This window comes from Enterobacter sp. MGH 37, assembly GCF_000534515.1.
GTDB classification, from domain to species: Bacteria; Pseudomonadota; Gammaproteobacteria; order Enterobacterales; family Enterobacteriaceae; genus Enterobacter; species Enterobacter kobei.
Genome location: NZ_KI973206.1, coordinates 1,073,491 through 1,098,566, shown reverse-complemented (window position 1 = coordinate 1,098,566; position 25,076 = coordinate 1,073,491). Strand labels below are relative to the sequence as shown.

Genomic DNA, 25,076 nt, shown 5'->3' with positions numbered 1-25,076 from the left:
ATGAGTGTGATAGCGCAGGCAGGGGCGAAGGGTCGTCAGCTGCACAAGTTTGGTGGTAGTAGTCTTGCTGATGTGAAATGTTATCTGCGCGTTGCAGGGATCATGACGGAGTATTCACAGCCGGGTGACATGATGGTTGTCTCCGCGGCGGGCAGCACCACCAACCAGTTGATTAGCTGGCTGAAACTGAGCCAGACCGATCGCCTTTCTGCGCATCAGGTGCAACAGTCCTTACGCCGCTATCAGAGCGAACTGATTGCTGGCCTGCTGCCAGCGGACGTTGCCGACGGGCTGATCAGCGCTTTTACGCACGATCTTGAACGTCTGGCGGCCCTGCTGGACAGCGGGATCACCGACGCGGTGTATGCCGAAGTGGTGGGCCACGGTGAAGTGTGGTCTGCACGTCTGATGGCTGCCGTGCTGCAACATCTGGGTGTGGATGCCGCCTGGCTCGACGCCCGTGATTTCCTCCGCGCCGAACGCGCCGCACAGCCCCAGGTGGATGAAGGGTTATCCTATCTGCTGCTGCAACAGCTCCTGGTGCAGCATCCCGGCAAACGTATTGTTGTCACCGGCTTTATCAGCCGCAGCAATGCGGGCGAAACCGTGCTGCTGGGCCGTAACGGTTCTGACTATTCGGCAACGCAAATCGGTGCGCTGGCGGGCGTGTCCCGCGTGACCATCTGGAGCGACGTGGCCGGCGTTTACAGCGCGGACCCACGCAAGGTGAAAGATGCCTGTCTGCTGCCATTGCTGCGTCTGGACGAAGCCAGCGAGCTCGCTCGCCTGGCCGCGCCCGTGCTGCACGCCCGCACGTTGCAGCCGGTGTCCGGCAGCGATATCGACCTGCAGCTGCGCTGTAGCTATACCCCGGATCAAGGCTCTACGCGTATCGAGCGCGTGCTGGCGTCCGGTACGGGCGCGCGTATTGTCACCAGCCACGACGACATCTGTCTGATTGAGTTCCAGGTGCCCGCGGGCCAGGATTTCAAGCTGGCGCATAAAGATATCGACCTGGTGTTAAAGCGTGCCCAGGTGCGTCCGCTGGCCGTTGGCGTGCATAACGACCGCCAGCTGCTGCAGTTCTGCTATACCGCTGAAGTGGCGGACAGTGCCCTGAAGATTCTGGATGAAGCGGGCCTGCCGGGCGAGCTTCGCCTGCGTCAGGGGCTGGCGCTGGTGGCGATGGTGGGGGCGGGCGTCACCCGTAACCCGCTGCATTGCCACCGCTTCTGGCAGCAGCTGAAAGGCCAGCCGGTTGAATTTACCTGGCAGTCAGAAGAGGGCATCAGCCTGGTCGCCGTGCTGCGTAAAGGGCCAACCGAAAGCCTGATTCAGGGTCTGCACACCTCCCTGTTCCGCGCGGAAAAACGCATCGGCCTGGTGCTGTTTGGTAAAGGCAACATCGGTTCCCGCTGGCTGGAGCTGTTCGCCCGTGAGCAGGTGACGCTTTCAGCACGTACCGGGTTTGAATTCATTCTCGCAGGCGTGGTGGACAGCCGCCGCAGCCTGCTGAATTACGAAGGGCTGGACGCCAGCCGGGCGCTGGCCTTCTTTAACGATGAGGCCGTCGAGCAGGATGAAGAGTCGCTGTTCCTGTGGATGCGCGCGCACCCGTATGACGATCTGGTGGTGCTGGACGTCACCGCCAGCGAACAGCTTGCGGATCAGTATCTGGATTTCGCCAGCCACGGTTTCCACGTCATTAGCGCCAACAAGCTGGCGGGGGCCAGCAGCACGGATAAATATCGTCAGATCCACGACGCGTTTGAAAAAACAGGCCGCCACTGGCTGTATAACGCCACCGTTGGCGCGGGCCTGCCGGTTAACCACACCGTGCGTGACCTGATTGAAAGCGGCGACAGCATTCTGGCGCTGAGCGGGATCTTCTCCGGCACGCTCTCCTGGCTGTTCCTGCAGTTTGACGGCACCGTACCGTTTACCGACCTGGTGGATCAGGCGTGGCAGCAGGGCTTAACCGAGCCTGACCCGCGTGTTGACCTCTCCGGTAAAGACGTGATGCGTAAGCTGGTGATTCTGGCGCGCGAAGCGGGTTACGACATCGAGCCGGATGCCGTCCGCGTCGAGTCCCTGGTGCCTGCTGGCTGTGAAGAAGGGTCTGTGGACCATTTCTTTGAAAATGGTGAAGAGCTTAACGAGCAGATGGTGCAGCGTCTGGAAGCGGCGAACGAGATGGGACTGGTGCTGCGCTATGTGGCGCGTTTTGAGGCCAATGGTAAAGCCCGTGTCGGCGTCGAGGCGGTGCGACCTGACCATCCGCTGGCGGCGCTGCTGCCGTGCGATAATGTCTTCGCGATCGAAAGCCGCTGGTACCGCGATAACCCGCTGGTGATCCGTGGCCCGGGCGCGGGGCGCGATGTCACCGCCGGAGCGATCCAGTCCGACATCAACCGTCTGGCTAAGCTGCTGTAACGTCTACATTTCCCTCTCCCTGTGGGAGAGGGCCAGGGTGAGGGCATCGGACCGCGCTCACCCCATCATGAATTTCCTTCATCTTCCCTGAGCAAACCTCACCGTTATTGTTGATTATTTATGTTGACGTCCCTCCGCTTTTCCGTCATTTTTACATCTGGACGTCTAAACGTATAGAAGTTCACAATACAACAAACAATGACACGCGACAGATAGAGGTAAGGTATGAGCTTTTTTCACGCCAACCAGCGGGAAGCACTGAATCAGAGCCTGGCCGAAGTAAACGGCCAGATTAACGTCTCTTTTGAATTTTTCCCGCCGCGCACCAGTGAAATGGAGCAAACCCTGTGGAGCTCTATCGATCGCCTGAGCAGCCTGAAGCCAAAGTTTGTCTCCGTGACCTACGGTGCGAACTCCGGCGAGCGCGACCGCACGCACAGCATCATCAAAGGCATTAAAGACCGTACCGGTCTGGAAGCTGCGCCGCACCTCACCTGTATCGACGCCACCCGTGACGAGTTACGTGCCATTGCCCAGGACTACTGGAACAACGGTATCCGTCATATTGTCGCCCTGCGCGGCGATCTGCCACCGGGAAGCGGTAAGCCGGAAATGTATGCCGCCGACCTGGTCGCGCTGCTGAAAGACGTGGCCGACTTTGATATCTCCGTCGCCGCGTATCCTGAAGTTCATCCGGAAGCGAAAAGCGCCCAGGCGGACCTGCTCAACCTGAAGCGTAAAGTGGATGCGGGTGCCAATCGCGCGATTACGCAGTTCTTCTTTGATGTGGAGAGCTACCTGCGTTTCCGTGACCGCTGTGTGTCCGCGGGCATCGACGTTGAAATTATCCCGGGGATCCTGCCGGTCTCTAACTTCAAACAGGCGAAGAAATTTGCTGATATGACCAACGTGCGCATTCCGCTGTGGATGTCCAAAATGTATGAAGGGCTGGACGATGACCCGGAGACCCGCAAGCTGGTGGGCGCTAACATCGCGATGGACATGGTGAAGATCTTAAGCCGCGAAGGGGTGAAGGATTTCCACTTCTACACGCTCAACCGCGCGGAAATGAGCTATGCCATCTGTCACACCCTGGGCGTTCGTCCGGCATAAAAAAATAGAAAGCCCTTATAAAATGAGGGCTTTTTAATCAAACAGATAGTTAAAAGGTATTAACTATCGAATCTGTGGATTATTTCAACTATATCTTATTGCTAGTGGTGTATATCGTAACGGTAACACTGTACAAGGGAGCATAGCGATGAGCACGTCAGACGAGACCAATAACGCAGCATCAGCCGGCAAATGCCCGTTCCATCACGGCGGCGCCGATCACAGCGCGGGAGCAGGTACAAGCAGCCGTGACTGGTGGCCAAAGCAACTCCGCATTGACCTTCTTAACCAACATTCCAACCGTTCTAACCCGCTGGGTGAAGACTTCGACTACCGCAAAGAATTTAGCAAACTCGACTACTCTGCCCTCAAAGGCGATCTAAAAGCGCTTTTAACCGACTCTCAGCCGTGGTGGCCTGCTGACTGGGGCAGCTATGCTGGCCTGTTTATTCGCATGGCGTGGCACGGCGCGGGTACTTATCGCTCCGTTGATGGACGCGGCGGGGCAGGACGCGGTCAACAGCGTTTTGCACCGCTGAACTCCTGGCCCGATAACGTCAGTCTGGATAAAGCGCGTCGTCTGCTGTGGCCCATCAAGCAAAAATACGGGCAAAAAATTTCCTGGGCTGACCTGTTCATCCTGGCGGGGAACGTGGCGCTGGAAAACTCCGGTTTCCGCACCTTTGGTTTCGGTGCCGGTCGTGAAGACGTCTGGGAACCGGATCTGGACGTGAACTGGGGCGATGAAAAAGCCTGGCTGACCCACCGTGACCCGGAAGCGCTGGCGAAGCGTCCTCTGGCCGCAACCGAAATGGGCCTGATCTACGTTAACCCGGAAGGGCCAAACGCCAGCGGTGAACCACTGTCCGCGGCGGCAGCCATCCGCGCGACCTTTGGCAATATGGGCATGAACGACGAAGAGACCGTGGCGCTGATCGCCGGTGGTCATACGCTCGGTAAAACCCATGGCGCAGGTGAAGCCACACATGTGGGCACCGACCCTGAAGCCTCACCGATTGAAGCGCAGGGCCTGGGCTGGGCGAGTACGCACGGTACAGGCGTTGGTGCAGATGCCATTACGTCCGGTCTGGAAGTTATCTGGTCACAAACTCCGACACAGTGGAGCAACTACTTCTTCGAGAACCTGTTCAAATATGAGTGGGTCCAGACCCGTAGCCCGGCAGGTGCCATTCAGTTTGAGGCCGTGGATGCGCCAGAAATTATGCCGGACCCGTTCGACCCGTCGAAAAAACGCAAACCAACGATGCTGGTCACCGACCTGACGCTCCGTTTTGATCCGGAATTCGAGAAAATTTCTCGCCGCTTCCTGAACGATCCGCAGGCTTTCAACGAAGCCTTTGCGCGCGCGTGGTTCAAACTGACTCACCGCGATATGGGCCCAAAAGCGCGGTACATTGGTCCGGAAGTGCCGAAAGAAGATCTGATCTGGCAGGATCCGCTGCCTCAGCCGGTGTTCAATCCTTCGAAAGAAGACATTGAAAGCCTGAAAGCGGAAATCATTGCCTCGGGTCTCTCCGTGAGTGAGCTGGTTTCCGTTGCCTGGGCGTCTGCGTCGACCTTCCGCGGTGGCGACAAGCGTGGCGGCGCCAACGGTGCGCGTCTGGCGCTGGCGCCTCAGCGCGACTGGGATGTGAACGCCGCTGCCGTACGTGCATTACCGGCTCTGGAAGCCATCCAGCGCACCACCAATAAAGCCTCCCTGGCCGATATCATCGTGCTGGCGGGCGTGGTAGGCGTTGAGCAGGCGGCGAAAGCGGCAGGCGTTTACGTTACCGTACCGTTTACGCCGGGCCGCGTGGATGCGCGCCAGGACCAGACGGATATCGAGATGTTTAACCTGCTCGAGCCGATTGCCGATGGCTTCCGCAACTACCGTGCGCAGGTGGATACGTCAACCACCGAATCACTGCTGATCGACAAAGCGCAGCAGCTGACGCTGACCGCACCCGAACTGACGGTTTTGGTCGGCGGTCTGCGCGTACTCGGGGCAAACTTCGATGGCAGCAAGAATGGCGTGTTCACCGACCGTGAGGGCGTGCTGAGCAATGACTTCTTCGTGAACCTGCTGGATATGAATACCCAGTGGAAGGCGACCGACGACTCAAACGAGCTGTTTGCCGGTAGCGATCGCGCCAGTGGCGAAGTGAAATACACCGCGACCCGCGCGGACCTGGTGTTTGGTTCAAACGCCGTCCTGCGCGCGCTGGCTGAAGTCTACGCCAGCAGCGATGCACACGAGAAGTTTGTGCGTGATTTTGTTGCCGCCTGGGCGAGAGTGATGGATTTGGATCGGTTTGACGTGAAGTAACCAGTGTGCCGGGTGGCGGCTACGCCTTACCCGGCTTGCAAAAGCATGTCATTCGTAGGCCGGGTAAGCGTAGCGCCACCCGGCTTTTTTTATTACTCCCACTCCTGCAGGAACCGCTGTCCATACTGGTCAGCCACCAGCAGCGCCGCATACACCTGATCTGGCGTTACTCCGCCCGGCATGTTGTGAATAGTTTCCCCTTCTGCACAGGACGCTTCTGCGATCAGCCGCATTTTGGCCGGAATATCCTCTTTAATATTCAGCTGCGCCAGCGTGATCGGCAGTCCCACGCTGTGGCAAAGCGCCGCGACGGTCTCTATTTCTTCTACCGGCGCATTTTCGAGCACCAGCTGCGTCAGCGTACCAAACGCTACTTTTTCACCGTGATAGAAGTGATGCGCATCCGGCACCGCCGTCATACCGTTATGAATCGCATGTGCCGCAGCCAGTCCACCGCTTTCAAAACCTACGCCGCTGAGATAGGTGTTGGCTTCGATAATGCGTTCCAGCGCAGGCGTTACGACATGCTGTTCCGCCGCCAGCATGGCTTTCTCACCCTCTTCAAGCAGCGTGTTGTAGCACAGCTCCGCCAGCGCGAGTGCCGCCTGCGTGCATTTACCGCCCGCCATCGTCGTGGCACCGCTACGCGAGCAGGCGCGCGCTTCAAACCAGGTCGCCAGCGCATCGCCAATCCCCGCGGCAAGCAGACGAGCCGGCGCACCCGCGACGACTTTGGTATCCACAATCACCATGTTCGGGTTGTGCGGCAGCATCAGGTAGCGATCGAACTCGCCGCTGTCGGTATAGATTACGGAAAGTGCGCTGCACGGTGCATCGGTGGAGGCAATGGTCGGGGCAATCGCAACCGGCACGTCCATAAAGTGTGCCAGCGCTTTGGCGGTGTCCAGCGTCTTCCCGCCGCCGATACCCAGCACGGCCAGACAGTCGGCGCTATCGGCCAGTTTTTTCAGACGATCGATTTCATTTTGTGAACATTCGCCACCAAACGGTGCGATTTCTGCATGCAGCTCTGCGTTTTTAAAGCTTTGGCGCAAGGTTTCTTCAGCAAAACCCAGCACAAATTTATCGCCGACAACCAGCCAACGCGTTGCCAGCGGTTTCAGGTAGTCGCCGAGACGGGTAAGCACATCAGCGCCCTGGATATATTTTCCGGGCGATTGAATGATACGGTCCATAACATTTCTCCCTTATAGGTTGAGGTTACCAAACGCGTTTTTCCAGTCCTGCTCGAACTTCTCTATGGCTGACTCTACCGCCGGCGTGCCGAGCATTTGTTGCGCTACATCTAAAGGAAGCGTGATTGCCTCGCATCCGGCCAGCAGGCAGTCCAGCGCCTGACGTGGCGTTTTGAAGCTGGCGGCCAGCACCTTGCTCTCAGGGGCATGCATTTCCAGAAGAGACTGCAGCTCCTGGACCATGCGGATACCATCACTGCCCTGGGCGTCGACGCGGTTCACATACGGTGCGACATACGACGCGCCCGCCAGTGCAGCCAGCAGACCCTGTGCGGCGCTGTATACGGCCGTCCCGAGTGTAGTGATCCCCTCGTTTTTCAATGCCTTAATCGCTACAAGTCCTTCTGCCGTTACCGGAATTTTCACCACGATATCCGGCAGGGCATTACTGAGACGTTTGGCTTCCGCCACCATTCCCCCGGCGTCACGGCTCATGGTCTGGGCAAACAGAGTGCCCCGGGGACCGATGGCTTTTTGCAGGCGCGGCAGCACGCTCCAGATGGACTCCCGGCTGGCGGCAATAATGCTCGGGTTAGTGGTCACACCCGCGATCGGGAATACCCGCGCCAGACGCTCAACTTCCGCCACGTTGGCGGTGTCCAGGTACAGTTCCATTATTTTTCCTTAAGTCAGAAAGGTTGAATAAAGGATAAGGCGCGGCAGAGTACGGCGGATACAGGTCAATTTTGCCAAATACTGGACAAATGTAATGTCCTTAGTGAAGTGAGAGAACGATCACAATGCTATTTTTTGGCGATCAGCTGGCTGTGATACTGACGACGATATTCGGAAGGGGAGCGCTCGGTGTGCTTACGAAAGAGACGGCAAAAGTAATTGCTGTCGGTAAATCCGCAGCGTGCGGCGATATCTTTAATTTTGAGGTCATAGCCTTTCAGCAGCTGGCGGGCGTGTTCCAGACGGGTCTGCGTCAGGTATTCATTGAACCCGACGTTCCCGGTCTTCTGAAAAAGGTGAGAGAGATAGTTAGGGGAAATATAAAATGCCCCGGCAACGGAATCCCGGGTCAGCGCCGAGGCATGGTTTTCGTCAATAAAGCGACGAACGGCTTCGAATAATGCGCGGCTGCGGCTATCAGTGTGGATATCACTGCCAAGCAGATCGCGGCAGTGGCTGAGCAGACTTAATATCACCAGCCTGGCCGTGTCCTGCTCAGTTGGCTGCATCTGCAGCTCATTGAGCGTTTGCAGGAGAAACGCGCCCGTCCGGGGTCCTCTTCTGGCAATCTGCTGCTGTTGTATAAGAGCGTTACCCCGGTAGAGCTGAAGCGTCAGCTGCTGTTTGCCGAAGCTTATTCTGAGCGAGTTTGAAGAATGCAGCAGGACGTTCCCGGAGGCGGAAAAGAAGGCTTCGCAGCGGGTTTCCAGGATAACTGAGAGACAAGGTGATGTGCGGTTATTCTCGGCAGGCGCGACAAAGTGCACTTGATCCAGGGGGAATGCGCCTTTAATCAGAGCCGTGAGGATGTGCGTAATATCGTGGAACATGTTTTGGATACCGGGGTATTGCCGGGTGGGCGCAAGCACCCCCCCGGCATAGCGGATTAGCCCGTGTTACGCATACCCGCCGCAACGCCCGCAATCGTCACCATCAGCGCCTGCTCAACGCGAGGATCCGGCTCTTTACCTTCTTCTTCCGCCAGACGAGAACGGTGCAGCAGCTCTGCCTGCAGGACGTTCAGCGGGTCGGTGTAGATGTTACGCAGCTGGATAGACTCGGCGATCCACGGCAGGTCCGCCATCAGGTGTGAGTCGTTGGCGATATCCAGCACCACTTTGATGTCGCCTTCCAGCAGTTCGCGCAGCTCTTTACCCAGCGCCCACAGCTCAGGCTTAACCAGGCGCTGATCGTAGTATTCCGCCAGCCACAGGTCAGCTTTCGAGAAGACCATCTCCAGCATACCCAGACGGGTAGAGAAGAATGGCCAGTCGCGGCACATGGTTTCCAGTTCGTTCTGTTTACCGTCTTCCACCACTTTCTGCAGCGCGGCACCGGCACCCAGCCAGGCAGGCAGCATCAAACGGTTCTGCGTCCAGGCGAAAATCCATGGAATCGCGCGCAGAGACTCTACGCCGCCGGTCGGGCGACGCTTCGCCGGACGCGAGCCCAGCGGCAGTTTACCCAGTTCCTGCTCAGGTGTTGCCGAGCGGAAGTAAGGCACAAAATCTTTGTTTTCACGCACGTAGCCACGGTAAAGATCGCAGGAGATCGCCGACAGTTCGTCCATGATATGGCACCAGGACGCTTTCGGCTCCGGCGGTGGCAGCAGGTTTGCTTCCAGAATGGCACTGGTATAAAGCGACAGACTGCTGATGGTTACTTCCGGCAGGCCGTATTTGAAGCGGATCATCTCACCTTGCTCGGTCACGCGCAGGCCGCCTTTCAGGCTGCCCGGCGGCTGCGACAGCAGTGCCGCGTGTGCAGGCGCGCCGCCTCGGCCGATTGAGCCACCGCGTCCGTGGAACAGCGTCAGCTCAATACCGGCTTTCTCGCAGGTTTTAATCAGTGCATCCTGCGCCTGATACTGCGCCCAGGATGCCGCCATCACGCCCGCATCTTTGGCGGAGTCGGAATAGCCAATCATCACCATCTGCTTGCCCTGAATAAAGCCGCGATACCAGTCGATGTTCAGCAACTGGGTCATCACGTCGTTGGCGTTGTTCAGGTCATCGAGGGTTTCAAACAGCGGCGCCACCGGCAGGGCATAGTCGATGCCCGCTTCTTTCAGAAGCAGATGAACGGCCAGCACGTCGGACGGGGTCTTCGCCATGGAGATCACATAGGCGGCCACCGATCCTTTCGGTGCGTCCACGATCGCTTTACAGGTGTTGAGCACCTCGCGGGTTTCGTTGCTTGGCTCCCAGTTGCGCGGCAACAGAGGGCGCTTGGAGTTCAGTTCGCGGATCAGGAATGCCTGTTTGTCGGCTTCGGACCAGCTTTCATAGTCGCCGATGCCGAGATAGCGGGTCAGTTCACCCAGCGCTTCGGTATGGCGGGTACTTTCCTGACGTACGTCGATACGCACCAGAGGCACGCCGAAACATTTCACGCGGCGCAGGGTGTCGAGCAGTTCGCCGTTAGCGATAATGCCCATCCCGCAGGCCTGGAGTGATTTATAACAGGCGTACAGCGGTTCCCAGAGCTGTTCGTTCTGGCTGAGCAGGCCTTCCGGCTTCGGCAGACGCTGGCCTTTCAGGCGCGCTTCCAGCCAGGCCTGAGTCGCCATCAGCTGACCGCGCAGTTTTTTCATCAGGAAACGGTACGGCTCGCTGGCGCCTTCTTCACCAGCCAGCGCGCGCAGTTCCGGCGTCGCTTCGACCATCGACAGTTCGGAAATCAGCACCTGAATATCTTTCAGGAACAAATCGGTCGCTTTCCAGCGGCTCAGCAACAGAACGTGACGGGTGATTTCCGCAGTGACGTTCGGGTTGCCGTCGCGGTCGCCGCCCATCCAGGAGGTGAAGCGTACCGGCACAAAGTCGACCGGCAGGCGGTAGCCGAGGTTCTCTTCCAGCTGTTCGTTCAGCTCGCGCAGGTAGTTCGGCACCCCTTCCCACAGGCTGTTTTCCACCACCGCAAAGCCCCATTTGGCTTCGTCGACCGGGCTGGGGCGTTGCTTACGAATTTCGTCGGTGTGCCAGGACTGGGCAATCAGCTGGCGCAGACGGCGCATCAGCTGGTTGCGTTCATAGTCGGCGATGTCTTTGTTATCCAACTGCTTGAGGCAGTTGTTCACTTCCACCATTTTGTGGATCAGGGTACGACGGGTGATCTCGGTTGGATGAGCGGTCAGAACCAGCTCAAGCGAGAGAGACTCCACCGCTTTTTTGATGGTGGCTTCGGTGAGATCGGGCTGGTCTTTCAGTTTACGCAGCGTACGGGCAATCACTTCCGGGTTGCTGGCAGCTTCGCCATTAGGCGAAATGCTGTGGTATTGCTCAGCGGTGTTGGCCAGGTTCAGGAACTGGCTGAAGGCACGGGCAACGGGCAGCAGTTCATCGTTGGAGAGGTTCTGCAAGGTGGTGAGCAGTTCCTGACGGCTGGCCTCGTTACCGGCACGGGAAGATTTAGACAGCTTGCGGATGGTTTCAACGCGTTCGAGGATGTTTTCCCCCAACGCATCTTTGATGGTATCTCCAAGCACTTTGCCGAGCATACTGACATTACTACGCAACGCGGAATATTGTTCGTTCATAAAAACCCAGTCACCCCATCATTTTTGTTTATGCCCATGCGAAAATCTGCTGGACAATATTTTGTCATCTCCCTTTATAAAGCCACGTAAAACCCCCGTCGTCAATTGCTGCGAAAACGGTTCAGCAAACGAATAAATGCGGGCAATTTACGAAATTTAATTCGCATTGCGTCAGATAAGAGATGCTTATGGGAATGTGACGGAGATCATGCGATTTGTTGCCCTCACTCTAACCCTCTCCCACCGGGAGAGGGTTAGAGTCGGTGCGGTTTTAATGCCAGCAGAAGTGGTGCACAACCTGGGTAATCAACTCGCGAGTGGGCTTGATGAAGCGGGTTTCCAGATACTCATCCGGCTGGTGCGCCTGGTTAATGGAGCCAGGGCCAAGGACCAGCGTCGGACACAGCGTCTGAATGAACGGCGCTTCGGTGCAGTAGTTCACCACGTCGGTTTTTTCACCAAGCAGTTTTTCCACCACTTCAACCAGCTGGTGATCCGGAGGGCACTCATAACCCGGGATCGGCGGATGTAGTTCGGAGACCGTCAGGCGGCCCGGCCAGCGCTCGCTCACCGGAGCCAGCGCTTCATTCAGCAAGCCGTCGAGATCGCTCAGCGTCATACCCGGCAGTGGGCGGATATCCATATGCAGTTCGCAGCAGGCGCAGATACGGTTGGAGGCATCGCCGCCGTGCAGGCTGCCGAGGTTTAGGGTTGGATACGGCACGGTGAACGCGTCATAGTGATAACGTTCTTTCAGCGAGTCGCGCAGGGTCATGATGCGGCCGATGGCGTCATGCATCAGCTCAATCGCATTTACGCCGCGCGCCGGATCGCTGGAATGACCGGACTGGCCCAGCACGCGCACGGCCGTCGAGATATGACCTTTGTGCGCGCGAATCGGTTGCAGTGACGTCGGCTCGCCGATAATGGCGCAATCCGGGCGAATCGACGTGTTTTCAGAGAAGTAGCGCGCGCCCGCCATGCTGGTCTCTTCGTCGGCGGTCGCCAGAATGTAGAGCGGCTTTTTCAGTTTTGTCACGTCCACGTCACGCAGCGCGTCGAGGATAAAGGCGAAGAAGCCTTTCATGTCGGCGGTGCCGAGACCATAGAGTTTGTTGTCGTGCTCGGTCAGGGTGAACGGATCGCGAGTCCAGCGGCCATCGTCAAACGGCACGGTGTCGGTATGACCGGCAAGCAGCAGGCCGCCCGCACCGGTTCCGGTGCTGGCCAGCAGGTTAAATTTATGACGGGTTCCGGGGACGGGCTGTACCTCAACGTTAAACCCAAGATCGCTAAACCAACCCGCCAGCAGATTGATTAAAGACTCATTGCTTTGATCCAGCGCTTCTTCCGTTGCACTGATGGACGGTGTGGCAATCAGGGCGCGGTAGATCTCGATAAATGGCGGTAAGTTCATTTTCATTGTTGACACACCTTAGGTCGTGATAGTATCAATATTCATGCAATAAATGTGAATAAAAATACATTAACGTTGAGCATAAAGGAACCCGATGTTGAATACGCTGATTGTAGGCGCTAGCGGTTATGCGGGCGCAGAGCTTGTAAGCTACGTGAATCGCCATCCACATATGACCATAACCGCTTTGACCGTGTCAGCGCAAAGCAATGATGCAGGAAAGTTAATTTCCGATTTGCATCCGTGGCTTTTGGGCATTGTCGATCTGCCGCTGCAGCCGATGTCTGACATCAGTGAGTTCACCGACGGCGTTGACGTGGTGTTTTTAGCCACTGCGCACGAAGTCAGTCATGACCTGGCACCGCAGTTCCTGGCGGCCGGCTGCGTGGTGTTCGATCTCTCCGGCGCGTTCCGCGTTAACGACGGCGCGTTCTACGAAAAATATTACGGTTTCACCCATCAGCACCCCGATCTGCTTGAAAAAGCGGTTTACGGCCTGGCGGAGTGGAGCACAGACAAACTCAAAGAAGCGGATCTGATTGCCGTGCCGGGCTGCTACCCGACGGCGGCGCAACTTTCCCTGAAACCGCTGATCGACGCAGGTCTGCTGGATCTGAACCAGTGGCCGGTGATCAACGCCACCAGCGGCGTGAGCGGAGCAGGGCGCAAAGCGGCGATCTCTAATAGCTTCTGCGAAGTGAGCCTTCAGCCGTATGGCGTGTTTAATCACCGCCATCACCCTGAAATCACGACGCATCTGGGTACGGACGTCATTTTCACGCCGCATCTGGGCAGCTTCCCGCGCGGGATCCTTGAAACCATCACCTGCCGCCTGAAACCGGGCGTGACCAAAGAGCAGGTGAGCGAGGTCTTCACGCAGGCGTATGCGGATAAACCGCTGGTGCGTCTGTATGACAAAGGCGTGCCGGCGCTGAAAAATGTGGTCGGGCTGCCATTCTGCGACATCGGCTTTGCCGTACAGGGCGAGCACCTGATTGTGGTCGCTGCAGAAGATAACTTACTCAAAGGCGCTGCCGCACAGGCAATGCAGTGTGCAAATATTCGTTTCGGCTTCCCTGAAACGCAGGCTCTTATTTAAGGTGTGATGATGAACCCATTAATTATCAAACTCGGTGGTGTACTGCTGGACAGCGAAGAAGCGCTGGAGCGTCTGTTTACCGCGCTGGTGAACTATCGTGAATCACACCAACGTCCGCTGGTGATTGTGCACGGCGGCGGCTGCGTGGTAGATGAGCTGATGAAAGGGCTCAACCTGCCGGTGAAAAAGAAAAACGGCCTGCGCGTCACGCCCGCTGACCAGATTGACATCATTACCGGCGCGCTGGCGGGAACGGCGAACAAAACGCTGCTGGCATGGGCGAAGAAACATCATATCGCCTCCGTTGGCCTCTGTCTGGGGGATGGCGACAGCGTAAAAGTGACCCAGCTCGATGAAGAACTGGGCCACGTTGGACTGGCGCAGCCGGGTTCGCCTAAGCTGATTAACACGCTGCTGGAAGGTGGTTTCCTGCCAGTGGTGAGCTCTATCGGCGTGACCGAAGAGGGCGAGCTGATGAACGTTAACGCGGATCAGGCGGCAACGGCTCTGGCGGCTACGCTGGGCGCAGACCTGATCCTGCTTTCCGACGTGAGCGGCATTCTGGACGGCAAAGGCCAGCGCATCGCGGAAATGACCGCGGCCAAAGCCGAACAGCTGATCGCGCAGGGCATCATTACTGACGGCATGATCGTCAAAGTGAACGCCGCGCTGGATGCCGCTCGCACGCTGGGTCGCCCGGTGGATATCGCCTCCTGGCGTCACGCGGAACAACTGCCGGCGCTATTTAACGGCACGCCGATTGGCACGCGTATTTTAGCGTAATCGATTTAATGTTTTGTAGGCCCGGTAAGCGCAGCGCCACCGGTCAATGAAATTCAAAGATATTAAGGAAGCATGTTATGGCACTTTGGGGTGGGCGTTTTACACAGGCAGCGGATCAGCGGTTCAAACAGTTCAATGACTCTTTGCGCTTCGACTACCGCCTGGCCGAACAGGATATTGTCGGCTCTGTGGCCTGGTCCAAAGCGCTGGTGACCGTTGGCGTGCTGACCGCAGAGGAGCAGCTACAACTGGAAGAGGCGCTGAATAACCTTCTGGAAGAGGTGCGTCTGGATCCGCAGCAAATCCTGCAGAGCGATGCCGAAGATATTCACAGCTGGGTGGAAGGCAAACTTATCGACAAAGTCGGTCAGTTGGGTAAAAAGCTACACACCGGCCGTAGCCGTAACGACCAGGTTGCTACCGACCTGAAGCTGTGGTGTAAAGAGACCGTTGGCGAGCTGCTGGCAGCTAACCGTCAGCTGCAGAGCGCGCTGGTAGAGACCGCGCAGAACAACCAGGACGCCGTGATGCCGGGCTATACCCACCTGCAGCGCGCGCAGCCGGTGACCTTTGCCCACTGGTGTCTGGCCTATGTTGAGATGCTGGCGCGTGACGAAAGCCGTCTGCAGGATACCCTGAAACGTCTGGATGTCAGCCCACTGGGCAGCGGCGCGCTGGCCGGTACCGCGTATGAAATCGACCGTGAACAGCTCGCAGGCTGGCTGGGCTTTGCGTCCGCTACCCGTAACAGCCTGGACAGCGTCTCTGACCGCGATCATGTACTGGAGCTGCTCTCCAATGCGTCTATCGGGATGGTGCATCTGTCGCGCTTTGCCGAAGACCTGATCTTCTTTAACTCTGGTGAAGCCGGTTTTGTGGAGCTGTCCGACCGCGTGACGTCCGGATCTTCCCTGATGCCGCAGAAGAAAAACCCGGACGCGCTGGAGCTGATTCGCGGCAAGTGTGGCCGTGTGCAGGGCGCACTGACCGGTATGATGATGACCCTGAAAGGGTTGCCACTGGCGTACAACAAAGATATGCAGGAAGACAAAGAAGGGCTGTTCGACGCGCTCGACACCTGGCTGGACTGTCTGCATATGGGGGCGCTGGTGCTGGATGGCATTCAGGTGAAACGTCCGCGCTGCCAGGAAGCGGCGCAGCAGGGGTATGCCAACTCCACCGAGCTGGCGGATTACCTGGTCGCGAAGGGCGTACCGTTCCGTGAAGCGCACCATATTGTGGGCGAAGCGGTGGTGGAGGCGATTCGTCAGGGTAAACCGCTGGAAGACCTGGCGCTTGCTGACCTGCAGAAGTTCAGTGCGGCTATCGGGGAGGATGTCTATCCGATTCTGGCGCTGCAATCCTGCCTGGATAAGCGTGCCGCGAAAGGCGGCGTGTCGCCGAAGCAGGTCGCGCAGGCGATTATGGATGCGAAAAACCGGTTGGTTTGATTTGGTTTGAATAGTGCGGGCTGGTGCCCTCACCCCAGCCCTCTCCCACGGGGAGAGGGAGCAAAATGGAGCCTGGCGTAATGCCGGGCTTTTTTACGCAAAAAAAAGCGGACCACGGGGTCCGCAAAAGTTCACGTTGGCTTTAGTTGTTCGAGTTTTGAGAGAAACTCGATGACGGTGCGGGGACGTCAAGGGTCAAACACGTGCCGCCTCGTCTATGTGGTGTATTATTCAACAGAAAGCTTGATAGGGATAATCGTTCGTTGCTATGCTATCTATCGCCATGAACTATCGTGGCGACGGAGGATGAATAATGAATATTCGTGATCTTGAATACCTGGTAGCGCTAGCCGAGCACCGCCATTTTCGCCGTGCTGCAGATTCCTGCCACGTCAGCCAGCCGACGCTGAGCGGTCAGATCCGCAAGCTGGAAGATGAGCTGGGCGTGATGCTGCTGGAGCGCACCAGTCGTAAGGTACTGTTCACCCAGGCCGGTTTGTTGCTGGTGGATCAGGCGCGCACCGTGCTGCGTGAGGTCAAAGTGCTCAAGGAAATGGCAAGCCAGCAGGGGGAAGCGATGTCCGGCCCTCTGCATATTGGCCTGATCCCAACCGTTGGCCCGTATCTTTTGCCGCACATCATTCCAATGTTGCACCAGACTTTCCCAAAACTCGAAATGTACCTGCATGAAGCGCAAACCCATCAACTGCTGGCGCAGTTAGATAGCGGCAAGCTTGACTGCGCTATTCTGGCGCTGGTGAAAGAGAGCGAAGCGTTTATTGAAGTGCCGCTGTTCGATGAGCCAATGATGCTGGCGATCTATGAAGATCACCCGTGGGCGAACCGCGATCGCGTGCCGATGGCCGATCTAGCCGGTGAAAAGCTGCTGATGCTGGAAGATGGCCACTGTCTGCGCGATCAGGCAATGGGCTTTTGCTTTGAAGCGGGTGCCGACGAAGATACCCATTTCCGCGCAACCAGCCTGGAAACGCTGCGTAATATGGTGGCGGCGGGAAGCGGGATTACGCTGCTGCCTGCGCTGGCCGTGCCGCGCGAGCGTAAGCGTGATGGCGTGGTTTATCTGCCGTGCATTAAGCCTGAACCGCGTCGCACGATCGGCCTTGTTTATCGTCCGGGGTCACCGCTGCGCAGCCGCTATGAGCAGCTGGCAGAGGCCATCCGCGGTGCGATGGATGGCCATTTCGATAACGCGTTAAAACAGGCGGTTTAAGCCGTTCAGCGCGGCGACCCGATAGGCTTCCGCCATAGTCGGGTAGTTAAAGGTGGTGTTAACGAAGTACTCAATGGTGTTACCGCCGCCTTTTTGCTCCATAATCGCCTGGCCGATGTGAATGATTTCCGCCGCGCGTTCACCAAAGCAGTGAATGCCGAGGATCTCTTTCGTCTCGCGATGGAACAGGATTTTCAGCGTCCCCACGCTCATTCCGACAATTTGCGCCCGCGCCAGATGTTTAAACTGCGCGCGACCCACCTCATATGGCACTTTCATTGACGTCAGCTGCTGCTCGGTTTTCCCTACGGAACTGATTTCCGGAATGGTATAGATGCCGGTCGGGATATCTTCGATCAGATGCGCCGTCGCTTCACCTTTCACCAGCGCCTGTGCGGCAATACGGCCCTGGTCATAAGCGGCAGAGGCCAGGCTTGGGTAACCAATCACGTCGCCGACCGCGTAAACGTGCGGCAGGGCAGTCTGGTACATGCTGTTGACCTTCAGCTGACCGCGGCTGTCGGTCTCAAGTCCGATATTCTCCAGCTGCAGGGAATCGGTGTTGCCGGTACGACCGTTGGCGTACAGCAGGCAGTCCGCTTTCAGCTTCTTACCGGACTTGAGGTGCATGATCACACCGTCGTCGCAACCTTCAATCTTCTCGTACTCTTCGTTGTGGCGAATCACCACGCCGCTGTTCCAGAAGTGGTAGGAGAGAGAGTCTGACATCTCCTGATCGAGGAATGCCAGCAGGCGGTCGCGCGTGTTGATGAGATCAACTTTGACATCCATTCCGCGGAAGATCGACGCATATTCGCAGCCAATGACCCCTGCGCCATAGATAATGACGTGGCGGGGTTCATGGTGCAGGCTCAGAATCGAGTCGCTGTCGTAAACGCGCGGGTGCGAGAAGTCGACGTCGGCCGGGTGGTAAGGGCGCGATCCGCAGGCAATCACAAATTTTTCGGCGGTGAGTGTCTCAACCGAACCGTCGTGGCATTCAAGTGCCAGGGTGTGTTCATCCACAAAATGCGCGTTGCCCTGCAAAATCTCACAGTGGTTACGCTCATAAAACCCCTGGCGCATGCGCGTCTGCTGGTTAATGACGGTATCCGCATGATTCAGGATGTCGGCAAAGGAGGAACGAAGAAGTCGGGAGTGGTCGCTGTAAAGAGGGTTCTGGTTAAATTCGATAATGCGGCTAACGGCGTGGCGGAGGGCTTTTGAAGGGATGGTGCCCCAGTGGGTGCAACCGCCGCCGACATTATGGTAGCGCTCAATGACCGCTACTCTGGCTCCCTGTTTCACCAGACCCATAGCAGCGCCTTCGCCGCCGGGGCCGGAACCAATAACTATTGCGTCGTAATCGTAGGAATGTGGCATGGTAAGGCTTACCTGTTCTTATACATAAAAGCAACAGAATCATAACATCATTGCCAGGGTAACCCAATTATCGTTGTGCTTTTTTCCGGCAGTGGAGCACAAACCGCACGTAAACAATCATTCACAAAGCCAGGCAAACAGATTAATTTTATTCTCTGGTATAGTGCCAGCAGGCCTTTGGAAGGATTCAACTATCGTGATGGGCGTAAGAGCACAACAAAAAGAGAAAACCCGGCGTTCGCTGGTGGAAGCCGCATTCAGTCAACTGAGTGCCGAGCGGAGTTTTGCCAGTTTGAGCCTGCGCGAAGTCGCACGCGAGGCCGGGATTGCGCCAACGTCCTTCTATCGTCATTTCCGTGATGTGGATGAACTGGGCCTGACCATGGTCGATGAAAGCGGTCTGATGCTGCGCCAGCTGATGCGCCAGGCACGTCAGCGTATCGCCAAAGGGGGGAGCGTGATACGCACCTCCGTGTCGACCTTTATGGAATTTATTGGCAATAACCCCAACGCGTTTCGTCTGCTTTTGCGCGAGCGTTCGGGCACATCGGCGGCGTTTCGTGCCGCCGTCGCGCGTGAAATTCAGCACTTCATCGCGGAACTTGCCGACTATCTTGAACTCGAAAACCATATGCCGCGTGCGTTTACTGAAGCACAGGCTGAGGCGATGGTGACGATTGTTTTCAGCGCGGGTGCCGAAGCGCTGGATGTCAGCATTGAACAACGCAAACAGCTCGAAGAGCGACTGGTATTGCAGCTCAGGATGATCTCCAAAGGCGCGTACTACTGGTATCGCCGTGAACAAGAGAAACTGGCACATCAAACCGAAGAGTGAAGGTGAGTAATGAAACAGTCAGGTCAGGATAAAGGGACGCTGTTGCTGGCATTGATCGCTGGCTTATCCATTAATGGGACGTTTGCCGCTATTTTTAGCTCAATCGTTCCGTTTTCGATTTTCCCGCTTATTGCGTTGGTGCTGACGGTGTACTGCCTGCATCAACGTTACCTGAACCGCACCATGCCGGTGGGGTTACCGGGGCTGGCCGCTGCCTGCTTTATTCTGGGCGTATTGCTGTATAGCACCGTGGTGCGTGCGGAGTACCCGGATATCGGATCTAACTTCTTCCCTGCGGTACTGTCTGTGGCGCTGGTATTCTGGATTGGCTCACGCATGCGTAGCCGTAAGAGCCAGTTACCAGAGTAATGAATTATTTGTAGGGCAGGTAAGCGAAGCGCCACCTGCCAAAAACGGCCTACAGATTACCGTGCGGTAAGTAAAACGCCGCACTCCATATGGTGCGTATACGGGAACTGATCGAACAGCGCCAGACGTTCAACGTTGTGCGTCTGGCTTAATGTTTCGAGGTTCTTGCACAGCGTCTCCGGGTTACAGGAGATGTACAAAATGCGCGGGTACGCCTGCACCATCTTTTCGGTTTCGCTGTCCAGGCCACTGCGCGGCGGGTCGACAAAAATCGTCTCACACTGGTAGCTCTTCAGGTCGATCCCTTCCAGGCGGTTAAACGCCCGCACGCCGTTCATGGCCTGCGTGAACTCTTCTGCGGCCATACGAATGATCTGCACGTTGTCGATATGGTTAGCGGCAATGTTGTACTGCGCGGCGGCAACTGACGGCTTGGCAATTTCGGTTGCCAGAACGCGATCAAAGTTACGTGCCAGGGCCAGGGAGAAGTTGCCGTTACCGCAGTACAGCTCAAGCAGGTCGCCTTTAGATCCTTCCGTCGCCTTGAGCGCCCACTCCAGCATCTGCACGTTCATCGCGGCGTTCGGCTGAGTGAAGCTGTTCTCGACCTGACGATAAATCATCTCTTTACCCGCCACCGGCAAACGCTCATCGACGTAATCCTGATCCAGCATGATTTTGGTTTTGGTCGCGCGGCCAATCAGGTGGACATTGATGTTCTGCGCACGCAGCGCATCGCGCAGGGCTTCTGCCTGTTCGCGCCATTCGTCGGTCAGCGCTTTGTGGTAGAGCAGAGAGACAATCGCCTGATTGCTTTGCGTGGTCAGATAGTCAATCTGGAACAACTTATGACGCAGCACCGGATTATCGCGCACACCGTCAATGATCAGGGTCATCAGCTGGTTGATGAGCTCACTCGCCGCCGGGAAGCTGTCCACGCGAATGCGGGATTTTGTCTGCTGATCGAAAATGATGTGGTACAGGTCATCTCCGTCGTGCCAGATGCGGAACTCGGCGCGCATGCGGTAGTGGCTGACGGGAGAGCGGAACACCTCGGGAACGGGCGCGTTGAACGGCGTCATCATACTTTGCAGGCGGACGACTTTCTCTGCCAGCTGCGCGTCGTACTGTTCTGTCGGGAGGTGTTCTGGGGTCATGATGCGTCCTGAGTGATAAAGAATTACGCGGGGATTGTAGGCATTGTGCAGGGGATGTCCAGATTTAATGGCTCATAGCTGTCTGGACATCTATACGTGTCTAATTGTAGCATTCTGTTTCCGGTCTCCTGAGAGTGAAAAGGGAATCCAGTGTAATTCTGGAGCTGACGCGCAGCGGTAAAGACTGGCGGGATGAACGTTGTAGACACTGTGAAAATGGGAAGTCTTCATCCGTATAACGCCACCTAGCCCGAAGACCTGCCGGGATCACGTCGCATTTGGTTTCATCATCGCGTGCTATCGATGGGGCCTGCGGCATCCTTCTTATATTGTGGATGCTTTAACAATGATTAAAAAAGTATCGCTGTTGACGGCGCTGTCCGTCACGGCATTTTCGGGCTGGGCGCAAGATAGCGCCGACTCGTTGGTGGTGACGGCAAATCGTTTTGAACAACCGGCAAAAACCGTTCTGGCGCCGACGTCCGTTGTGACGCGAGAAGATATTGAACGCTGGCAGGCAAAGAGCGTTGTGGAAATCATGTCGCGTTTGCCGGGAGTGGACATCGCGCAAAGTGGTGGCCTGGGTGCGACCTCTTCTACTTTTATTCGTGGTACTGAGTCCCGTCACGTTCTGGTTCTGATTGACGGTGTACCGCTGAACAATGCCGGGATCAGCAACGTTCCCGATCTTAGCCAAATCCCCACCTCGCTGATTCAGCGCATTGAGTACATCCGCGGCCCGCGTTCTGCGCTGTATGGCTCCGACGCGATTGGCGGTGTGATCAACATTATCACCGGGCGCGATAAACCGGGCGCGGAAATTTCTGCCGGAGTGGGTTCTAAGGGTTATCAAACTTATGACGGTTCTTTCCAGCAGGTTCTGGATAAAACCAAAATCACCATGGCGGGTAATTACACTTATACCCGTGGTTTCGATATCGGTGCGAAAGATGCTCCGCGTCAGCCGGATCGTGACGGTTTTATGAGTAAGTCACTTTACGGTTCTGTGGAACAGCAAATTACCGATAGCATAAGTGGTTTTTTCCGCGGCTTTGGTTACGACAATCGCACTGCGTATGACGGCTATGACCATTACGATGCTAATTTTGTTGTTGATGGACGACCGGATACGCGCCAACTCTACAGTCAAAATTGGGATACTGGCCTGCGCTACAGTCAGGGGATATTTAAATCGCAGTTGGCCATAGGTTATGGTCGCAGCAAAGATCAGAACTATGACCCGAAGAAAGGGCGTTATTCAGATTCCGCAACGACGGACGATGTGAAGCAGTACACCACACAGTGGTTAAATTCCCTTGAAGTAGGTCATGGTAATATTGGTGCGGGCCTGGACTGGCAGAAACAAAAAACTCAGGCTGGTTCTAGCACTATGGATAACGGCTATGAGCAGCGCAATACGGGCGTCTTCCTCTCGGCGATGCAGCAATTTGACAGCATCACGTTAGAAGCTGCAGCACGTAACGATGATAACTCGAATTTTGGCAATCATGCTACGTGGCAAACCAGTGCTGCGTGGGAGTTTATCGATGGTTACCGGATTATTGGTTCATATGGCACGGCTTATAAAGCACCGACGATGAGCCAGATTCACAGTGAGAAATATGGCAATCCTGACCTTAAGCCTGAAGAGAGTAAACAGTGGGAAGGAGGCTTTGAAGGTCTGACGGGGCCGGTTAACTGGCGCGTAACGGGTTATCGTAACGACATTGATAACCTAATTGGCTACGACGCAAACTACCGGTACTACAATGTGGACGAAGCCCGTATCAAAGGGATTGAAGCCACCGCGCAGTTTGATACCGGTCCGGTAGGGCACCAAATTTCCTATGACTATGTTGACCCACGTAATACTAAAACCAATGAAGTTCTGGCGCGCCGTTCTAAGCAGCAGGTTAAGTACCAGCTTGACTGGCAGGTATGGGATCTCGACTGGAATGTTTCCTATCGTTATTTGGGTACACGCTATGACGTTGCGGTCGATCCGAATACCTATTCTACAGAACGTGTAAAAATGGGTGGTGTCAGCCTGTGGGATGTCGCAGTTTCGTATCCTGTCACCTCACACCTCACAGTTCGTGGTAAAATAGCCAACCTGTTCGATAAAGATTACGAGACAGTTTATGGCTACCAAACTGCAGGACGGGAATACACCTTGTCTGGCAGCTACACCTTCTAATCCGCGTCCCACCGTGCTGGTATTTGATTCCGGCGTCGGTGGGCTTTCGGTCTATGATGAGATTCGGCATCTCCTGCCGGATCTCCATTACATTTACGCTTTCGATAATGTCGCGTTCCCGTACGGGGAAAAGAGTGAGGACTTTATCGTCGAGCGCGTGGTTGAAATCGTCACCGCAGTGCAAAAGCGCTATCCCCTTGCACTGGCCGTCATCGCCTGTAACACGGCGAGCACCGTTTCCCTTCCCGCCCTGCGTGAAAAATTCCCGTTCCCGGTTGTGGGCGTCGTGCCTGCAATCAAGCCTGCGGCACGTTTGACGGCGAATGGCATTGTGGGGTTGCTGGCCACGCGAGGTACGGTAAAGCGCCCATATACCCGCGAGCTGATCGAGCGTTTTGCTAACGAATGCCAGATTGCGATGCTCGGTTCGGCAGAGCTGGTGGAGATGGCCGAAGCGAAATTGCATGGACAGGCGGTATCACTCGACGAGCTGCGTCGTATTCTTCGTCCATGGTTGCGGATGCCCGAACCCCCGGATACGGTTGTGCTCGGCTGCACCCACTTCCCGTTACTACAGGAAGAGCTGTTAGAGGTACTACCGGAGGGAACACGGCTGGTGGATTCCGGTGCGGCTATCGCGCGTCGTACGGCCTGGCTGCTGGAACATGAAGCGCCTGATGCGAAATCAGCCGATGCGAATATTGCTTTTTGTATGGCAATCACGAAAGAGACTGAGCAACTTTTACCCGTTTTACGCCGTTATGGCTTTCAAACGCTCGAAAAACTGGCGCTATAGCACGGTTTTGAGCAAAAAAGAGACGGTTGAAAGTTTTTTTTAAAAGAGGGGTTGTCAACGTCTGAGAACTCCCTATAATGCGCCTCCACTGACACGGAACAACGGCTTACAGGCCGCCGGGTTAGCGGGGTTCAGAGATGAACGCCAACAGAGAAAAGCAAAAATAATCGCTTGACTCTGAATGAGGAAAACGTAATATACGGGACCTCGCAACGGTGAGCTGAAAGCCGCGTTGCAACTGCTCTTTAACAATTTATCAGACAATCTGTGTGGGCACTCAAAGTGACATGGATTCTTAATGTCTTCGGACAATAAATGAATACTCAAGTCTCTGAGTGAACATACGTAATTCATTACGAAGTTTAATTCACGAGCATCAAACTTAAATTGAAGAGTTTGATCATGGCTCAGATTGAACGCTGGCGGCAGGCCTAACACATGCAAGTCGAACGGTAGCACAGAGAGCTTGCTCTCGGGTGACGAGTGGCGGACGGGTGAGTAATGTCTGGGAAACTGCCTGATGGAGGGGGATAACTACTGGAAACGGTAGCTAATACCGCATAACGTCGCAAGACCAAAGAGGGGGACCTTCGGGCCTCTTGCCATCAGATGTGCCCAGATGGGATTAGCTAGTAGGTGGGGTAACGGCTCACCTAGGCGACGATCCCTAGCTGGTCTGAGAGGATGACCAGCCACACTGGAACTGAGACACGGTCCAGACTCCTACGGGAGGCAGCAGTGGGGAATATTGCACAATGGGCGCAAGCCTGATGCAGCCATGCCGCGTGTATGAAGAAGGCCTTCGGGTTGTAAAGTACTTTCAGCGGGGAGGAAGGTGTTGTGGTTAATAACCACAGCAATTGACGTTACCCGCAGAAGAAGCACCGGCTAACTCCGTGCCAGCAGCCGCGGTAATACGGAGGGTGCAAGCGTTAATCGGAATTACTGGGCGTAAAGCGCACGCAGGCGGTCTGTCAAGTCGGATGTGAAATCCCCGGGCTCAACCTGGGAACT

General features: G+C 56.2%; 18 protein-coding genes, 1 riboswitch and 1 other annotated feature. Of the genes, 11 read left to right on the top strand and 7 right to left on the bottom strand.

The features are described from left to right. The 3 genes from L383_RS06035 to katG all read left to right on the top strand — a co-directional run bounded on the left by L383_RS06035 (position 1) and on the right by katG (position 5,875). Entirely contained in the window at positions 1 to 2,433 is a 2,433-nt protein-coding gene (locus tag L383_RS06035; protein WP_023331597.1) for a bifunctional aspartate kinase/homoserine dehydrogenase II, read from the top strand. A gap of 225 nt (positions 2,434 to 2,658) precedes the next feature. After that, positions 2,659 to 3,546 carry a methylenetetrahydrofolate reductase gene (gene metF / locus L383_RS06040; protein WP_023331596.1) on the top strand — a complete coding sequence of 296 codons (888 nt, stop codon included), beginning with the start codon at positions 2,659 to 2,661 and terminating at the stop codon, positions 3,544 to 3,546. Positions 3,547 to 3,694: 148 nt separating this feature from the next. Then, positions 3,695 to 5,875 (top strand): catalase/peroxidase HPI, encoded by a 2,181-nt coding sequence (gene katG / locus L383_RS06045; RefSeq protein WP_023331595.1) that lies wholly within the window; start codon positions 3,695 to 3,697, stop codon positions 5,873 to 5,875. A 92-nt stretch (positions 5,876 to 5,967) separates the two neighbouring features. Here katG and L383_RS06050 read toward each other — a convergent pair whose 3' ends face one another. The 5 genes from L383_RS06050 to argE form a co-directional block, all read right to left on the bottom strand. Next, complete coding sequence (locus L383_RS06050) at positions 5,968 to 7,071, bottom strand: bifunctional L-1,2-propanediol dehydrogenase/glycerol dehydrogenase (RefSeq protein ID WP_014885694.1); 1,104 nt, start codon at positions 7,069 to 7,071, stop codon at positions 5,968 to 5,970. Between the two features lie 12 nt (positions 7,072 to 7,083). Further along, positions 7,084 to 7,746: a fructose-6-phosphate aldolase gene (gene fsa / locus L383_RS06055; protein ID WP_023331594.1), complete on the bottom strand. Its 663-nt coding sequence runs from the start codon at positions 7,744 to 7,746 to the stop codon at positions 7,084 to 7,086. Positions 7,747 to 7,874: 128 nt separating this feature from the next. Beyond that, a complete protein-coding gene (locus tag L383_RS06060) occupies positions 7,875 to 8,636 on the bottom strand; it encodes an AraC family transcriptional regulator (protein ID WP_023331593.1) in 762 nt (253 codons plus the stop codon). Positions 8,637 to 8,692: 56 nt separating this feature from the next. Beyond that, complete coding sequence (ppc, locus tag L383_RS06065; RefSeq protein ID WP_014885691.1) at positions 8,693 to 11,344, bottom strand: phosphoenolpyruvate carboxylase; 2,652 nt, start codon at positions 11,342 to 11,344, stop codon at positions 8,693 to 8,695. Between the two features lie 271 nt (positions 11,345 to 11,615). Then, the gene (gene argE / locus L383_RS06070) at positions 11,616 to 12,767 is read right to left on the bottom strand and encodes an acetylornithine deacetylase (protein ID WP_014885690.1); all 1,152 of its coding nucleotides are present in this window, start codon (positions 12,765 to 12,767) and stop codon (positions 11,616 to 11,618) included. An 88-nt stretch (positions 12,768 to 12,855) separates the two neighbouring features. On the opposite strand from argE, the gene argC reads away from it, so the two are divergent. From argC to oxyR, 4 genes are all read left to right on the top strand, one after another. Continuing rightward, positions 12,856 to 13,860: an N-acetyl-gamma-glutamyl-phosphate reductase gene (argC, locus tag L383_RS06075; protein WP_023331592.1), complete on the top strand. Its 1,005-nt coding sequence runs from the start codon at positions 12,856 to 12,858 to the stop codon at positions 13,858 to 13,860. A gap of 6 nt (positions 13,861 to 13,866) precedes the next feature. Further along, entirely contained in the window at positions 13,867 to 14,643 is a 777-nt protein-coding gene (argB, locus tag L383_RS06080) for an acetylglutamate kinase (RefSeq protein ID WP_086527814.1), read from the top strand. Between the two features lie 77 nt (positions 14,644 to 14,720). Further along, positions 14,721 to 16,094: an argininosuccinate lyase gene (argH, locus tag L383_RS06085; RefSeq protein WP_014885687.1), complete on the top strand. Its 1,374-nt coding sequence runs from the start codon at positions 14,721 to 14,723 to the stop codon at positions 16,092 to 16,094. Between the two features lie 313 nt (positions 16,095 to 16,407). After that, positions 16,408 to 17,325, top strand: coding sequence for a DNA-binding transcriptional regulator OxyR (gene oxyR / locus L383_RS06090; RefSeq protein WP_014885686.1), 918 nt, complete (start codon positions 16,408 to 16,410; stop codon positions 17,323 to 17,325). Here oxyR and sthA read toward each other — a convergent pair. Next, positions 17,308 to 18,708 carry a Si-specific NAD(P)(+) transhydrogenase gene (gene sthA / locus L383_RS06095; RefSeq protein WP_014885685.1) on the bottom strand — a complete coding sequence of 467 codons (1,401 nt, stop codon included), beginning with the start codon at positions 18,706 to 18,708 and terminating at the stop codon, positions 17,308 to 17,310. The genes oxyR and sthA overlap by 18 nt on opposite strands. A 196-nt stretch (positions 18,709 to 18,904) precedes the next feature. Between sthA and fabR the strand changes: the two genes are divergently transcribed. Both fabR and L383_RS06105 read left to right on the top strand, forming a co-directional pair. Next, the gene (gene fabR, locus L383_RS06100; protein WP_008501784.1) at positions 18,905 to 19,543 is read left to right on the top strand and encodes an HTH-type transcriptional repressor FabR; all 639 of its coding nucleotides are present in this window, start codon (positions 18,905 to 18,907) and stop codon (positions 19,541 to 19,543) included. A 9-nt stretch (positions 19,544 to 19,552) separates the two neighbouring features. Further along, entirely contained in the window at positions 19,553 to 19,912 is a 360-nt protein-coding gene (locus L383_RS06105) for a YijD family membrane protein (RefSeq protein WP_008501783.1), read from the top strand. A gap of 56 nt (positions 19,913 to 19,968) precedes the next feature. Here the strand turns inward: L383_RS06105 and trmA are convergent, their stop codons facing one another. Next, entirely contained in the window at positions 19,969 to 21,069 is a 1,101-nt protein-coding gene (gene trmA / locus L383_RS06110; RefSeq protein ID WP_023331591.1) for a tRNA (uridine(54)-C5)-methyltransferase TrmA, read from the bottom strand. A 104-nt stretch (positions 21,070 to 21,173) separates the two neighbouring features. After that, positions 21,174 to 21,350, top strand: a riboswitch (cobalamin riboswitch). 65 nt (positions 21,351 to 21,415) lie between these two features. On the opposite strand from trmA, the gene btuB reads away from it, so the two are divergent. Continuing rightward, positions 21,416 to 23,266: a TonB-dependent vitamin B12 receptor BtuB gene (gene btuB, locus L383_RS06115; protein WP_014885683.1), complete on the top strand. Its 1,851-nt coding sequence runs from the start codon at positions 21,416 to 21,418 to the stop codon at positions 23,264 to 23,266. Beyond that, complete coding sequence (gene murI / locus L383_RS06120; RefSeq protein WP_014885682.1) at positions 23,211 to 24,062, top strand: glutamate racemase; 852 nt, start codon at positions 23,211 to 23,213, stop codon at positions 24,060 to 24,062. Before btuB ends, murI begins: the two co-directional genes overlap by 56 nt. Positions 24,063 to 24,454: 392 nt before the next feature. Then, positions 24,455 to 25,000 (top strand) — a sequence feature (16S ribosomal RNA rRNA prediction is too short). The last annotated feature ends 76 nt before the right edge of the window (positions 25,001 to 25,076 follow it).